Source organism: Pantoea sp. SGAir0175 (assembly GCF_043547855.1).
Map to the genome: position 1 here is coordinate 961141 of NZ_CP028081.1, position 15097 is coordinate 976237.

At 57.6% G+C, this 15097-nt stretch carries 11 protein-coding genes; 9 read left to right on the forward strand and 2 right to left on the reverse strand.

Features of this window, described 5'->3' with window-relative positions:
• The first annotated feature begins 11 nt into the window (after nt 1–11).
• The 5 genes from relA (at nt 12) to queE (ending at nt 7232) form a co-directional block, all read left to right on the forward strand.
• Nucleotides 12–2246: a GTP diphosphokinase gene (relA, locus tag C1N56_RS04245; RefSeq protein WP_021507365.1), complete on the forward strand. Its 2235-nt coding sequence runs from the start codon at nt 12–14 to the stop codon at nt 2244–2246.
• 109 nt (nt 2247–2355) lie between these two features.
• Nucleotides 2356–3138, forward strand: coding sequence for a nucleoside triphosphate pyrophosphohydrolase (gene mazG / locus C1N56_RS04250; protein WP_394517160.1), 783 nt, complete (start codon nt 2356–2358; stop codon nt 3136–3138).
• Between the two features lie 259 nt (nt 3139–3397).
• Nucleotides 3398–5035 (forward strand): glutamine hydrolyzing CTP synthase, encoded by a 1638-nt coding sequence (gene pyrG / locus C1N56_RS04255; RefSeq protein ID WP_021507363.1) that lies wholly within the window; start codon nt 3398–3400, stop codon nt 5033–5035.
• A 77-nt stretch (nt 5036–5112) separates the two neighbouring features.
• A complete protein-coding gene (gene eno / locus C1N56_RS04260; RefSeq protein WP_021507362.1) occupies nt 5113–6411 on the forward strand; it encodes a phosphopyruvate hydratase in 1299 nt (432 codons plus the stop codon).
• A gap of 149 nt (nt 6412–6560) precedes the next feature.
• Nucleotides 6561–7232 carry a 7-carboxy-7-deazaguanine synthase QueE gene (queE, locus tag C1N56_RS04265; protein WP_136547845.1) on the forward strand — a complete coding sequence of 224 codons (672 nt, stop codon included), beginning with the start codon at nt 6561–6563 and terminating at the stop codon, nt 7230–7232.
• Nucleotides 7233–7437: 205 nt separating this feature from the next.
• Here the strand turns inward: queE and queD are convergent, their stop codons facing one another.
• Nucleotides 7438–7800: a 6-carboxytetrahydropterin synthase QueD gene (queD, locus tag C1N56_RS04270; RefSeq protein ID WP_176428100.1), complete on the reverse strand. Its 363-nt coding sequence runs from the start codon at nt 7798–7800 to the stop codon at nt 7438–7440.
• Nucleotides 7801–8093: 293 nt separating this feature from the next.
• On the opposite strand from queD, the gene cysJ reads away from it, so the two are divergent.
• From cysJ to C1N56_RS04285, 3 genes are read left to right on the forward strand one after another with little or no spacing between them, the layout of a single operon-like run.
• Nucleotides 8094–9896 carry an NADPH-dependent assimilatory sulfite reductase flavoprotein subunit gene (gene cysJ / locus C1N56_RS04275; RefSeq protein ID WP_394517161.1) on the forward strand — a complete coding sequence of 601 codons (1803 nt, stop codon included), beginning with the start codon at nt 8094–8096 and terminating at the stop codon, nt 9894–9896.
• Nucleotides 9896–11620 (forward strand): assimilatory sulfite reductase (NADPH) hemoprotein subunit, encoded by a 1725-nt coding sequence (gene cysI, locus C1N56_RS04280; RefSeq protein WP_021507358.1) that lies wholly within the window; start codon nt 9896–9898, stop codon nt 11618–11620. Before cysJ ends, cysI begins: the two co-directional genes overlap by 1 nt.
• Nucleotides 11617–12351, forward strand: a complete 735-nt coding sequence (locus C1N56_RS04285; protein WP_058759741.1) for a phosphoadenylyl-sulfate reductase — start codon at nt 11617–11619, stop codon at nt 12349–12351. The genes cysI and C1N56_RS04285 overlap by 4 nt, the downstream gene beginning before the upstream one ends.
• A 56-nt stretch (nt 12352–12407) precedes the next feature.
• Here the strand turns inward: C1N56_RS04285 and C1N56_RS04290 are convergent, their stop codons facing one another.
• Nucleotides 12408–13427 carry an aminopeptidase gene (locus tag C1N56_RS04290; RefSeq protein ID WP_394517162.1) on the reverse strand — a complete coding sequence of 340 codons (1020 nt, stop codon included), beginning with the start codon at nt 13425–13427 and terminating at the stop codon, nt 12408–12410.
• Nucleotides 13428–13675: 248 nt separating this feature from the next.
• Between C1N56_RS04290 and cysG the strand changes: the two genes are divergently transcribed.
• A complete protein-coding gene (gene cysG, locus C1N56_RS04295; protein WP_394517163.1) occupies nt 13676–15091 on the forward strand; it encodes a siroheme synthase CysG in 1416 nt (471 codons plus the stop codon).
• The last annotated feature ends 6 nt before the right edge of the window (nt 15092–15097 follow it).

Below are 15097 nucleotides of genomic sequence, written 5' to 3' on the forward strand. Positions count from 1 at the left end.
CAGGAGAGGATATGGTTGCGGTTAGAAGTGCGCATTTAAATACGGCCGGGGAATTTGCCCTTGACCAGTGGATCGCCAGCTTGAGTATCAGTAATCCGCAATCCTGCGAACGACTGGCGGAAACATGGCGCTACTGTGAAGCCGAAACGCACGACCATCCAGATCAGGCTCTGCTGCTGTGGCGCGGTATTGAGATGGTGGAAATTCTCACCATGCTCAGTATGGACATCGACAGTCTGCGCGCCGCGCTGCTGTTCCCGCTGGCCAATGCGGGCGTGGTGAGCGAAGAGGATCTGGAAAAGGCCTTTGGCAAAAGCATCGTCTCGCTGGTGCACGGCGTGCGCGATATGGATGCCATCCGTCAGCTGAAAGCCATTCACAACGACTCGATGGCCTCGGAGCAGGTGGATAACGTGCGCCGCATGCTGCTGGCGATGGTGGAAGATTTCCGCTGCGTGGTCATCAAGCTGGCAGAACGTATTGCCCATCTGCGCGAGATGAAAGATGCGCCGGAAGATGAGCGCGTGCTGGCGGCGAAAGAGAGCACCAACATTTATGCGCCGCTGGCCAACCGTCTTGGTATCGGCCAGCTCAAATGGGAGCTGGAAGATTACTGCTTCCGCTATCTCCATCCTGACGAATACAAACGCATCGCCAAACTGCTGCACGAACGCCGCATCGATCGTGAACAATACATTGATAACTTCGTCGATAACCTGCGTAAAGAGATGCAAAAAGAGGGCGTGCGTGCGGAAGTTTACGGCCGTCCCAAGCATATCTACAGCATCTGGCGCAAAATGCAGAAGAAGTCGCTGGCGTTTGATGAGCTGTTCGACGTGCGTGCAGTGCGCATCGTCGCTGAACGCCTGCAGGACTGCTACGGCGCGCTCGGCACCGTCCACACGCTGTATCGTCATCTGCCTAGCGAGTTCGACGATTACGTCGCCAATCCCAAGCCAAACGGCTATCAGTCGATTCATACCGTGGTGCTGGGACCGCAGGGCAAAACGGTCGAGATTCAGATCCGTACCCGCCAGATGCACGAGGACGCTGAACTGGGCGTCGCGGCACACTGGAAGTACAAAGAAGGACCGACGGCCAGCAACGCGCGCGGTGCCGCAGGGCACGAAGAGCGCATCGCCTGGCTGCGTAAACTGATTACCTGGCAGGAAGAGATGGCGGATTCCGGCGAGATGCTGGAAGAGGTGCGCAGCCAGGTATTTGATGATCGCGTGTACGTGTTTACCCCGAAGGGCGACGTGGTCGATTTGCCGGCCGGTTCCACGCCGCTCGACTTTGCCTACCACATTCACAGTGATATTGGTCATCGCTGCATCGGTGCCAAAATCGGCGGCCGTATCGTGCCCTTTACCTATCAGCTGCAGATGGGCGATCAGATTGAGGTGATCACCCAGAAGCAGCCGAACCCGAGCCGCGACTGGCTGAACCCCAACCTCGGCTATATCACCACCAGCCGCGGGCGCTCGAAAATTCATGCCTGGTTCCGTAAACAGGATCGCGACAAAAATATCGCGGCCGGCCGGCAGATTCTCGATAGCGAGCTGGGCCAGCTGGATATCAGCATGCGCGAAGCCGAGAAGCTGCTGCTGCCGCGTTATAACGTCAGCTCGCAGGATGAGCTGCTGGCGATGATTGGCGGCGGGGATATCCGTCTTAACCAGATGGTTAACTTCCTGCAGGCGAAGCTCAACAAGCCGAGCGCTGAAGAGGAAGATCGCGAGGCGCTGCGTCAGCTGACGCAAAAATCGCATCAGCCGTCGTCGGCGCGCAAAGAGAGTGGCCGCGTGGTGGTGGAGGGCGTCGGCAATCTGCTGCACCACATTGCGCGCTGCTGCCAGCCGATTCCGGGCGATGATATTGTCGGGTTTATTACCCAGGGGCGCGGCATTTCGATTCACCGCGCCGACTGCGATCAGCTCAGCGAACTGATTTCGCATGCGCCGGAACGGATTGTCGATGCGGTGTGGGGCGAAAGTTACTCCAGCGGTTATTCGCTGGTGGTACGCGTGACGGCCAACGATCGCAGCGGGCTGCTGCGCGACATCACCACCATTCTGGCCAATGAAAAGGTCAACGTGCTGGGCGTGTCCAGCCGCAGCGACACCAAAAAGCAGCTCGCCACCATCGATATGGATATCGAGATTTATAACCAGCAGGTGCTGGGTCGCGTGCTGGCGCGCCTTAATCAGGTGCCGGATATTATCGATGCGCGCCGCTTACATTAAGCCCTGCTGAGACCGGTGCGCAGCAATGCGCACCCGGGCAAAACCGCGTAATTACCCTGCAGGGTCGCCATTAATGGCGGCTTTTTATCTTGTTGTTCCGGGGACTTTCATGACTGCTTTAAACCGCCTGCTCACCATCATGCAAACCCTGCGCGATCCGGTGCGCGGCTGCTCGTGGGATCGCCAGCAGACCTTTGCCTCTATCGCGCCGTATACGCTGGAAGAGACCTATGAAGTTATCGACGCCATCCAGCGCGAAGACTTTGACGATCTGCGCGGCGAACTGGGCGATCTGCTGTTTCAGGTGGTGTTCTACGCCCGCATGGCCGAGGAGCAGCAGCGTTTCAACTTCGATGACATCTGCAACGCCATCAGTGACAAACTGGAGCGTCGCCATCCGCACATCTTCGGCGAAGTCCAGGTCGATTCCACCGCAGAAGTGCTGAAAAACTGGGAGGCGATCAAGCAGCGTGAGCGTGCGGAGAAGTCGCAGCACTCGGTGCTGGACGATATCCCTAAAGCGCTGCCGGCGCTGATGCGCGCCTATAAAATCCAGAAGCGCTGTCACAGCGTAGGCTTCGACTGGGACAGCCTCGGGCCGGTGCTGGATAAAGTGCATGAAGAGATCGACGAAGTGATGCATGAAGCGCAGCAGGCCGTGGTGGACAGCGAGAAGCTGGAAGAGGAGATTGGCGATCTGCTGTTCGCCACCGTCAATCTGTCACGCCATCTCGGCAGCAAAGCGGAAACCGCGCTGCAGAAGGCCAACGACAAGTTCGAGCGCCGCTTCCGTCAGGTAGAGAATATTATTCAGGCCCAGGGGCTGAGCATGGAACAGGCTACGCTGGTGCAGATGGAAGCCGCCTGGCAGCAAGTCAAAGCCGGCGAATAACCTTATTCAACATCTCTGCGCAGCACAGGTGATTATTCCAGCGCTGCGCATAAAATCACCGGCCGAGCTTACTCGATTCAGCCAGTCGGCAACTTTGTGACGTACGTCAACATTTCACCCGGCACTCTCCGCTATGTTACAGGCTGTAATGCGAGGAGGATGGTGTGATTCATCAATTGTGGCTGCGGACGACTTCGGGTATACTGTTTTCCCGTCCTGGTTATTCCACCGTCTTTAAACCTAAACTCTCAGGTTCAGCATGACAACGAATTATATTTTTGTGACCGGCGGGGTCGTTTCCTCTCTGGGCAAAGGCATTGCCGCAGCCTCCCTCGCAGCCATCCTTGAAGCACGTGGTCTGAATGTGACCATCATGAAACTCGATCCGTATATCAACGTCGATCCGGGTACCATGAGCCCTACGCAGCACGGTGAAGTGTTCGTCACCGATGACGGGGCCGAGACCGATCTGGATTTAGGTCACTACGAGCGCTTCATCCGTACCAAAATGTCGCGCCGCAACAACTTTACAACCGGCCGTATCTACTCAGAAGTGCTGCGCAAAGAGCGTCGCGGCGACTATCTGGGCGCGACCATTCAGGTTATCCCACACATCACTAACGCCATCAAAGAGCGCATCATTGAAGGTGGCGAAGGTCATGACGTCGTGCTGGTGGAAATCGGCGGAACCGTGGGTGATATCGAATCCCTGCCGTTCCTGGAAGCGATTCGCCAGATGGCGGTCGATGTTGGCCGTGAACACACCATGTACATGCACCTGACGCTGGTGCCTTACATGGCGGCGGCGGGTGAAGTGAAAACCAAGCCAACACAGCACTCGGTTAAAGAGCTGCTGTCGATTGGTATTCAGCCTGACGTGCTGATTTGCCGTTCAGACCGCGCGGTGCCCGCTAACGAGCGTGCGAAGATCGCCCTGTTCTGTAACGTGCCGGAAAAAGCGGTTATCTCGCTGAAAGACGTTGATTCGATCTACAAGATCCCGGGCCTGCTGAAATCGCAGGGTCTGGATGATTACATCTGCAAGCGTTTTAACCTGAGCGCGCCGGAAGCCAATCTGGCCGAGTGGGAGCAGGTGATTTACGAAGAAGCCAATCCGGGCGGCGAAGTCACCATCGGTATGGTCGGCAAATATGTCGAACTGCCGGATGCCTACAAATCCGTGATTGAAGCGCTGAAGCACGGCGGCCTGAAAAATCGCGTCACCGTTAACATCAAGCTGATCGATTCGCAGGACGTGGAAACGCGCGGCGTCGAAATTCTGAAAGATCTTGATGCTATCCTGATTCCTGGTGGCTTCGGTTACCGCGGTGTGGAAGGAAAATTGCTGACCGCGCAATACGCGCGTGAAAACAACATTCCGTACCTTGGCATTTGCCTTGGCATGCAGATTGCGCTGATGGAATTCGCGCGCAACGTGGCCGGGATGGAAGGCGCCAACTCCACTGAATTTGTGCCAGACTGTAAGTACCCGGTGGTTGCGTTAATCACCGAATGGCGCGATGAAAACGGTAACGTTGAACAGCGTACCGAGCAGAGCGATCTGGGCGGCACCATGCGTCTGGGAAGCCAGCAGTGCCAGCTGACGCCGGAAAGCAAAGTGCGCCAGCTGTACGGCTCTGACGTTATTACTGAGCGTCATCGCCACCGTTACGAAGTAAACAATCTGCTGCTGAAGCAGATTGAAGCGGCGGGTCTGCACATTGCAGGCCGTTCCGGCGACGATCAACTGGTGGAGATCATTGAGATCCCGAATCATCCATGGTTTGTAGCCTGCCAGTTCCACCCGGAATTCACGTCGACCCCGCGTGATGGTCATCCGCTGTTCGCTGGCTTTGTGAAAGCCGCGCAGGAGCACCAGAAGCGTTTAGCGAAGTAAGAGTTTAACGAACAGCGCGCGAACTTTTCGCGCGTTGTTTGTCTTAGGATTGACTAACTTGTACTGAGGAAAATCGAATGTCCAAAATCGTTAAAGTCATCGGTCGCGAAATCATCGACTCCCGTGGCAACCCGACTGTAGAAGCAGAAGTGCATCTGGAAGGCGGTTTCGTTGGTCTGGCTGCTGCGCCATCAGGTGCATCAACCGGTTCACGCGAAGCACTGGAGCTGCGTGACGGTGATAAGTCTCGTTTCCTGGGCAAAGGCGTAACCAAAGCGGTTGCTGCGGTTAACGGCCCAATCGCTGACGCGGTAAAAGGCAAAGATGCCAAAGACCAGGCGAACATCGATAAGATCATGATCGAGCTGGACGGTACTGACAACAAATCCAACTTCGGTGCAAACGCCATTCTGGCGGTTTCCCTGGCAGCGGCGAAAGCAGCAGCAGCCTCTAAAGGTCTGCCACTGTACGCACACATTGCAGAACTGAACGGCACCCCGGGCAAATACTCTATGCCACTGCCAATGATGAACATCATCAACGGTGGTGAGCACGCGGATAACAACGTTGATATCCAGGAGTTCATGATTCAGCCGGTTGGCGCGAAAACCGTGAAAGAAGCCATCCGTATGGGTTCTGAAGTGTTCCATCACCTGGCTAAAGTCCTGAAAGCCAAAGGCATGAACACCGCGGTGGGTGACGAAGGTGGCTACGCGCCAAACCTGGGTTCAAACGCCGAAGCGCTGGCCGTTATCGCCGAAGCTGTTAAAGCAGCAGGCTACGAGCTGGGCAAAGACATCACCCTGGCGATGGACTGCGCAGCATCTGAATTCTACAAAGACGGCAAATATGTGCTTGCTGGCGAAGGCAACAAAGCCTTCACTTCTGAAGAGTTCACCCACTTCCTGGAAGACCTGACCAAACAGTACCCAATCGTTTCTATCGAAGACGGTCTGGATGAGTCTGACTGGAATGGCTTCGCTTACCAGACCAAAGTGCTGGGCGACAAAATTCAGCTGGTGGGCGACGACCTGTTCGTGACTAACACCAAAATCCTGAAAGAAGGCATCGAGAAAGGCATCGCTAACTCTATCCTGATCAAATTCAACCAGATCGGTTCTCTGACCGAAACCCTGGCTGCGATCAAGATGGCGAAAGACGCTGGCTACACCGCGGTCATCTCTCACCGCTCTGGCGAAACTGAAGACGCGACCATCGCTGACCTGGCGGTCGGTACTGCTGCTGGCCAGATCAAAACCGGTTCTATGAGCCGTTCTGACCGCGTTGCTAAGTACAACCAGCTGATTCGTATCGAAGAAGCGCTGGGTGACAAAGCGCCGTTCAACGGTCTGAAAGAAGTTAAAGGCCAGGCGTAATCGCCTGCGGATGTGGCTAAACGGCCACATCGCCTGACATCAAGCCCCGCCTCGTGCGGGGCTTTTGCTTTTTATGGCACGAAGCAGCTGTGAAGCGACGCACAAAATCTGCCATAATCTGCGCCTCGAATTTCTGACGTGAGTAAAAAATGTTCTACCCGATTAACGAAATGTTCCAGACGCTGCAGGGCGAAGGTTTTTACACTGGCGTGCCGGCCATCTTTATCCGCTTACAAGGATGTCCGGTGGGCTGTAGCTGGTGTGATACCAAACATACCTGGGAAACGCGGGCGGATCGGGAGACGTCGCTGGGGGACATTCTGGTCAAAACCGTGGAGAGCGATGCCTGGGGCAGCGCCGATGCGGCCACGCTGATTGAGAGCATGCAGCGTCAGGGCTGGACCGCCCGCCATGTGGTAATCACCGGCGGTGAGCCGGCAATTTTTGACTTACGTCCACTGACCGAAGCGCTGGAAGCGGCCGGTTTTCAGTGTCAGATTGAAACCAGCGGCACGCATGAAGTGCACTGTTCCGCTGCCACCTGGGTGACGGTGTCGCCGAAGGTGAACATGCGGGGTGGCTACGATGTGCTGCCGCAGGCGCTGCAGCGTGCCGATGAGATCAAACATCCGGTGGCGCGTGAGCGGGACGTGGAAGCGCTGGATGCGCTGCTGGCTGGCCTGCAGGATGAGAAAAAACGCATTGTGGCGCTGCAGCCCATCAGCCGTGGCGAGGCGGCGACCAGACTGTGTATTGAAACCTGCATTGCCCGCAACTGGCGGCTTTCGATGCAGACGCACAAATACCTGAATATCGCCTGATTCACCCGATGCGCACCCGGCAAAATCAACGCAATTGTGGCTGGTGCGCATCAATGCACACCCTGTAAAACTCATTACACTGTAAGGTCGCCATTGATGGCGACCTGGCCAATGGTACCCGATGCGCATCAATGCGCACCCTGTAAAACCGCAGTGCACCGTAGGGTCGCCATTGATGGCGACCTTCTGACCTTTACCGCGGCTGTCAGCCGCGATAGACGCAACCTGCGGTGCAGGTCTCTTTGATCATCACCGCACTCAGCTCAGGCAGAATCGGCTTCATCTCATCCCAGATCCATTTCGCCAGCACTTCGCTGGTCGGGTTCTCCAGACCGGGAATATCGTTGAGATAATGGTGATCGAGGCGATCGTAGATCGGCCTGAACGCCGCCTTCAGTTCGGCAAAATCCATTACCCAACCGGTATGCGCATCCACTTCACCGGTAATTTCCAGTCGCACCAGAAATGAATGGCCGTGCAGACGACCGCATTTATGCCCTTCCGGCACGTGAGGTAAGCGGTGGGCCGCTTCAAACTGGAACTCTTTAAACAGCGTGGTAGACATAATGGCTCTCAGACGTAAAAACCGCTGAAGTCTACCTGAAAAGCAGATTTTTCGCACCCGCCAGCGCTGAAAAGGGCATTTCTGCTGATTTGCCGTTTATGCTGTAAATTAACTGATTGAATTATTGAGACTTTATTTACCACTTTTACTGGTTAGACTGACCCAAAAAACCACTTAGTCATTTTGGTTATTTATTATGTCGAAGCCTTATTTAATCGTTAATATACAGGCCGGTAACCTACCCACTCTTCCGCCGCTTCCCGGTACGGATTTCTGACACTGGAATTTTTAACGCGATGACGACTCAGGCACCCCCAGCGATGCTTCCGCTATCCCCGGAGCAAATTGCGCGCTTACAGGCCGCGACCACCGATTTCAATCCAACGCAGCTGGCATGGCTCTCTGGCTACTTCTGGGGCATGGTTAATCAGGCTCCGGGCACCGTTGCCGCGTCTGCGCCAGTCGCCGCTGAGGTGCCGGGCATTACGCTGATCTCCGCCTCCCAAACCGGCAATGCGCGCCGGCTGGCCGAGCAGCTGCGTGACGATTTGCTGGCGGCGAAACTGAGCGTCAACCTGGTGAATGCCGGCGACTATAAATTCAAACAGATCGGTCAGGAAAAACTGCTGGTCATCGTGACCTCAACGCAGGGCGAGGGCGAACCGCCGGAAGAGGCGGTGGCGCTGCATAAATTCCTGCTGTCGAAGAAAGCGCCGAAGCTGAGTGATACCGCCTTTGCCGTGTTCGGTCTTGGCGATACCTCCTATGAATTTTTCAGTCAGGCCGGTAAAGACTTCGACCAGCGTCTGGCTGAACTGGGCGGCGAACGCCTGCTGGATCGCGTGGATGCCGATGTTGAATACAGCGAGCTGGCCAGCGCCTGGCGGCTGCAGCTCACCGATATTCTCAAAGCGCGCGTGCCGGCGGAACCGGCAGCGCAGCTGGCAGCCAGCGCGGCTGGCAGCGTCAACCAGGTGGACAGCAGTCCTTACACCAAAGAAGCGCCGCTCACCGCCAGCTTTGCGCTGAACCAGAAAATTACCGGTCGCAACTCAGATAAAGACGTGCGCCATATCGAAATCGATCTGGGTGATTCCGGTCTGCGTTACCAGCCAGGCGATGCGCTCGGCGTATGGTATGAAAACGATGCGGAACTGGTGCAGGAGCTGCTGCAGCTGGTATGGCTGAAAGGCGATGAGCAGGTCGAGGTGCGCGGAGAAACCCTGCCGCTGGCCGAGGCACTGCAGAAACATTTTGAGCTGACGGTCAACACGCCGCAGATCGTCGAGCAGTATGCAGCCCTGTCGCGCAATGAGGCGCTGCTGGCGCTGGCGGGCGACAAGCCGAAGCTGCAAAGCTTCGCGCAGAGTTTCCCGATTGTCGACATGGTGCGCCAGGCACCCACCGAACTGAACGCCGGCCAGCTGACTGGCCTGCTGCGTCCGCTGACGCCGCGGCTTTACTCCATCGCCTCGTCGCAGGCGGAGAGCGAAAGCGAAGTGCATATCACCGTCGGCGCGGTGCGTTATGAAATTGACGGCCGTCAGCGCGGCGGCGGCGCTTCTACCTGGCTGGCCGATCGGCTGGAAGAAGATGGCGAAATCCGCGTGTTCATCGAGCATAACGATAATTTCCGCCTGCCGGCCAATCCGGATGCGCCAGTGATCATGATCGGCCCGGGCACTGGCATTGCCCCGTTCCGCGCCTTCATGCAGCAGCGTGAAAACGACGGTGCCAGCGGCAAAAACTGGCTGTTCTTTGGTAATCCGCACTTCACCGAAGATTTCCTCTATCAGGTAGAGTGGCAGAAATACGTTAAAGACGGTCTGCTGACCCATATCGATCTGGCGTGGTCACGCGATCAGGCCGAAAAGATTTACGTACAGGATAAAATCCGCGCCAGAGGGGCGGAAGTGTGGCGCTGGATTGAAGAGGGCGCGCACCTGTACGTCTGCGGCGACGCCAATCGCATGGCGAAAGACGTTGAACAGGCATTATTGGATGTGGTGGTCGAACACGGCGGCATGGATCGTGAAACCGCTGACGAATTTTTAAGTGAGCTGCGCATTGAGCGCCGTTATCAGCGAGACGTTTACTAATGAGCGAAAAACATCCTGGACCGCTGGTGGTTGAAGGCAAACTTTCCGACGCCGAGCGTCTGAAAAAGCAGAGCAACTACCTGCGCGGCACCATTTTAGAAGATCTCGACAATGGCCTGACCGGCGGCTTTACCGGCGATAACTTCCTGCTGATCCGTTTTCACGGCATGTACCAGCAGGATGACCGCGACATCCGCGCCGAGCGCGCTGCGCAGAAGCTGGAGCCACGTCATGCGATGATGCTGCGCTGCCGTCTGCCGGGCGGCATCATCACGCCAACGCAGTGGCTGGCGATTGATAAATTTGCCACCGACAAAACGCTGTACGGCAGCATCCGCCTGACTAACCGTCAGACGTTCCAGTTTCACGGCATTCTGAAGAAGAACGTCAAGCCAACTCACCAGATGCTGCATGAAGTCGGACTGGACGCGCTGGCTACCGCCAACGACGTCAACCGTAACGTGCTGTGTACCTCGAACCCGGTGGAGTCAGAGCTGCATCAGGAAGCGTACGAGTGGGCGAAAAAGCTTTCCGAGCACCTGCTGCCGCAGACGCGCGCCTACGCCGAGATCTGGTGGGATCAGGAGAAGGTCGCCACCACCGATCAGGAGCCGATCCTCGGTGAGACCTATCTGCCACGTAAGTTCAAAACCACCGTGGTGGTGCCGCCGCATAACGATGTCGATCTGCATGCGAACGATCTGAACTTCATCGCCATTGCAGAGAACGGCAAGCTGATTGGCTTTAACCTGCTGGTCGGCGGCGGCTTATCGATTGAGCACGGCAACAAAGCCACTTACGCGCGCACCGCCAGCGAGTTTGGTTACCTGCCGGTGGAGAAGATCCTTGATGTGGCTGCAGCGGTGGTCACCACGCAGCGCGACTGGGGTAACCGTACCGATCGTAAAAATGCCAAAACCAAATACACGCTGGAGCGCGTCGGCGTCGAGACCTTTAAAGCCGAAGTCGAGAAGCGTGCCGGCCTGACCTTCGAGCCGATTCGCCCATACGAATTTACCACCCGTGGCGATCGCATCGGCTGGGTGAAGGGCATCGACAAAAAATGGCACCTGACGCTGTTTATCGAAAACGGTCGCCTGCTGGATTATCCGGGCCGTCCGCTGAAGCGCGGTATCGCGGAGATTGCCAAAGTGCATCAGGGCGATTTCCGCCTGACCGCCAATCAGAACCTGATTGTGGCCGGCGTACCAGAGGCGCAGAAAGCGCAGATCGAAGCCATTGCGCGTGAGCACGGCCTGATGGAAGCGGTCACGCCGCAGCGTGAAAACTCCATGGCCTGCGTGGCCTTCCCGACCTGTCCGCTGGCGATGGCTGAAGCCGAACGCTTCCTGCCGTCCTTCGTCAGCAAAGTGGAGGAGATCATGCACCGCCACGGCGTCGGCGAAGAGCACATAGTGTTACGCGTTACCGGTTGTCCGAACGGTTGCGGGCGTGCCATGCTGGCCGAACTGGGCCTGGTGGGCAAAGCGCCAGGCCGTTACAACCTGCATATTGGTGGTAATCGCATCGGCACGCGTATCCCGCGCATGTACCGCGAAAACATCACGGAAAACGAAATCCTCGCCAGCATTGATGAGCTGGTGGCACGCTGGGCCAGCGAGCGCACGGCGGATGAAGGGTTTGGTGATTTCGTGATTCGCGCGGGCATTGTGCAGCCGGTGGTCGATCCCGCCCGTGATTTCTGGGACCCGGAGGCAGTATGACACTACCCGATCTCGCCAGCCTGAACAGCGGCAGCAAAGTCGATCGCATCATGGCGCTGGCGGAAAGCAACGTCCAGCTGGAAAAGCTCTCCGCCGAACAGCGCGTCAGCTGGGCGCTGGAGCAGCTGCCAGGCGCCTTTGTGCTGTCGTCGAGTTTTGGTATTCAGGCGGCGGTGCTGTTGCACATGGTCACGCAGCAGCGCCCGGATATTCCGGTGATCCTCACCGATACCGGTTATCTGTTCCCTGAGACCTACCGCTTCATTGATGAACTGACGCAGCAGCTGAACCTGAATCTGCAGATCTTCCGCGCCGAAACCTCACCGGCGTGGCAGGAAGCACGCTACGGCAAGCTGTGGGAGCAGGGCGTTGAAGGGATCGAGCAGTACAACCAGCTGAACAAAGTCGAGCCGATGAACCGCGCGCTGCAAACGCTGGGTGCGCAGACCTGGTTTGCCGGCCTGCGCCGCGATCAGTCCGGCAGCCGTGCCAGCCTGCCGGTACTGGCCGTGCAGCGTGGCGTGTTCAAAATCCTGCCGATCATCGACTGGGACAACCGTCAGGTGCACCAGTATCTGAAGCAGCATGGGCTGAAGTACCATCCGCTGTGGGACGAAGGTTACCTCTCCGTGGGCGATACGCACACCACGCGCAAGTGGGAGCCGGGGATGGCCGAGGAAGAGACGCGCTTTTTCGGCCTCAAACGCGAATGCGGGTTACACGAAGGCTGACGGGCGCAATTGCTGCGGGTGCGCAGCGGTGCGCACCCGCAAAAACCGGCAGGATCTTACAACGCTGGATTAGCCAGCTCTGTCAGCAGCGGCTGCAAAATGCGTACGCTGTCGCGCGTGCGCTGATGGATGCGCCCCGGCAGCCAGTGGTCGATGTAAGTCAGATTATCGCGCCCGGTCTGGTGGCGCACCGTGCCATCCGGAAAATGCGGTGAACGCGCGCGCTGCTGCTCACCGGCTTTATTGCCCAGCGCCCAGTTGGCCGCGGTGACGTCCAGCAGTGGAATCCCGGCTTTATCAAACGGATTAACGCCCGGATAATCGCGTGCGGTCAGCACGTGGCTGGCGGCCGTGATGCCGTAACGGTGCGCAATCTGCAGGGCGCGCGCGCTGGTCTGCTTGCGTACCGCCGCTGGCGTATTCATGCCGTTATTAAAGTAGAGGCGATCGCCAACGATCAGGCTATTCAGATCGATCACCAGCAGCGTATCTTTCTTCTCCTGCACGCTCATGCGCGCCAGATAATCATCCATGCCGTGTAAACCGGCTTCGCCTGCGCTCAGTGCCACAAAGCGCACGCCATAGTGCAGCGGCGTTTGACTCAGCGCCTGCGCCAGCTCCAGCATCACGCCCAGCCCGGAAGCGTTATCGTCCACGCCCTGCAAACGCAGGCCGCCGAGATTATTGTCTGCCTCGTGCTGGCTGAGCGGCGTCCAGGTATCCAGATGAGTGACGATCAGAATCTCCTGCGGCACGCTGCCGGCGCGTGCGGCGATCACCGAGGTCGCCGTCACTTTATGGCGGCGCGTGATGCCCTGTTTCTCCAGCCAGTTATAGCTGGTATTAAACTGCCGGGTATTGCTCTGATAACCAAGCTGGGTGAACTGCTGCTGCAGATAATCTGCCGTCATCAGTTCGGCGGGGCTGCCGCTCATGCGGCCGGGGAAATAGGTGGCGATGTGACGCAACTGCTGTTCGGCAAAGTGGCCAGGGGCGATCGCTGCAGCCTGCGCCAAAAGAGGCAAACCGCCGGCAATCAGTGCTGCCAGCACGCTGCGGCGGAGAGTGGCAAACATAGTGGTTGTCCTTTTCTGACATCCCGTCAGGGTAAAAAAATTCTGAGTTAGTATGAAACTGTGACGCCGCCTGCACAATTTGTATCGCTCCGAAACACCAGCAATATCATTTGTTAAGCACAAATTGTTATCAGCAATCCCGGTGCGTTATTCCATTTGGTAACTACTCATGCTAATTCGTAATTTCATCTGCCAGAAGGCGGGGACGTATAGTCGCGTTAACTTATTGTAAAACTAACAAGGTTAACGTGGATTACTTGCCTCTCTTTGCCGATCTCAAAAGCCGTCCGGTGCTGGTGGTCGGCGGTGGCGAAATCGCTGCGCGTAAAATTGAGCTGCTGCGGCGTGCCGGTGCGCACGTGCGGGTAGCCGCGCGCGAGCTCGGCCATGAACTGCAGGCGCTGCGCGACATTAACGCCATCGAGTGGATTGCTCAGCACTTCGACGCGGCGCAGCTGGACGATGTTTTCCTCGTGATTGCCGCCACCGACGATAACGCCCTCAACGCGCAGGTATTTGATGCCGCTAATGCGCGCCACAAGCTGGTGAATGTGGTCGACGACCAGCCAAAATGCAGCTTTATCTTCCCGTCGATTGTTGACCGCTCACCGCTGGTAGTGGCGATCTCCTCGAGCGGCACCGCGCCGGTGCTGGCGCGTCTGCTGCGTGAAAAAATCGAAGCGCTGCTGCCCGCCAATCTCGGACAGATGGCCGAAGTGGCCGGTCAGTGGCGCGACAAAGTCAAACAGCGCTACCACAAAATGTCTGACCGTCGTCGCTTCTGGGAGCGGGCTTTTAATGGCCTGTTTGCCAGCCAGATGGCGGCGGGTAACGTCAACGAGGCGCGCCGCACGCTCGATCGTGAACTGGAAAACACCTCCAATAATCAGGGTGAAATCACGCTGGTCGGTGCCGGGCCGGGCGACAGCGGTCTGCTGACGCTGCGCGGGCTGCAGGTGATGCAGCTGGCCGATGTGGTGCTGTATGACCATCTGGTCAGCGACGAGGTGCTGGAGCTGGTAAGACGCGATGCCGATCGTATCTGCGTCGGCAAACGCGCCGGCGCCCATTCGGTGCCGCAGGAAGAGACCAATCAGCTGCTGGTGACGCTGGCGCAGCAGGGCAAGCGCGTGGTGCGCCTGAAAGGCGGCGATCCGTTTATTTTTGGCCGCGGCGGCGAAGAGCTGCAGGCGGCGCAGGCGGCGGGCATTCCGTTCCAGGTGGTGCCGGGCCTCACCGCGGCCGCGGGCGCTACCGCATATGCCGGTATTCCGTTAACCCACCGCGATTATGCCCAGAGCGTGCTGTTTATTACCGGTCACTGCCGCGCCGACGGCGACGGTATCGACTGGCCGTCGCTGGCGCGCGCGCGTCAGACGCTGGCAATTTACATGGGCACGGTGAAAGCGGCGGAAATTGCCGCCGGGCTGATCGAACACGGCCGCGCGCCGTCAACGCCAGTGGCGGTGATTGGTCGCGGCACGCGCCAGGATCAACAGGTGCTGACCGGCACCTTAGCACAACTCGAGGCGCTGGCTGCTGCCGCGCCAACGCCAGCGCTATTAGTGATTGGCGAAGTGGTGAATCTGCACGGGCAACTTGCCTGGTTCCAACATTCGGCACAGCAGGGGGCTCGCGAGTCCGCCGTTGTCAATTTGGCTTGAGGAAAA

Excerpts from the sequence above, each read along its gene's own strand:
- relA (WP_021507365.1), top strand. The coding sequence starts at position 12 with ATGGTTGCGGTTAGAAGTGCGCATTTAAATACGGCCGGGGAATTTGCC.
- mazG (WP_394517160.1), top strand. The coding sequence starts at position 2,356 with ATGACTGCTTTAAACCGCCTGCTCACCATCATGCAAACCCTGCGCGAT.
- pyrG (WP_021507363.1), top strand. The coding sequence starts at position 3,398 with ATGACAACGAATTATATTTTTGTGACCGGCGGGGTCGTTTCCTCTCTG.
- eno (WP_021507362.1), top strand. The coding sequence starts at position 5,113 with ATGTCCAAAATCGTTAAAGTCATCGGTCGCGAAATCATCGACTCCCGT.
- queE (WP_136547845.1), top strand. The coding sequence starts at position 6,561 with ATGTTCTACCCGATTAACGAAATGTTCCAGACGCTGCAGGGCGAAGGT.
- cysJ (WP_394517161.1), top strand. The coding sequence starts at position 8,094 with ATGACGACTCAGGCACCCCCAGCGATGCTTCCGCTATCCCCGGAGCAA.
- cysI (WP_021507358.1), top strand. The coding sequence starts at position 9,896 with ATGAGCGAAAAACATCCTGGACCGCTGGTGGTTGAAGGCAAACTTTCC.
- C1N56_RS04285 (WP_058759741.1), top strand. The coding sequence starts at position 11,617 with ATGACACTACCCGATCTCGCCAGCCTGAACAGCGGCAGCAAAGTCGAT.
- C1N56_RS04290 (WP_394517162.1), bottom strand. The coding sequence starts at position 13,427 with ATGTTTGCCACTCTCCGCCGCAGCGTGCTGGCAGCACTGATTGCCGGC.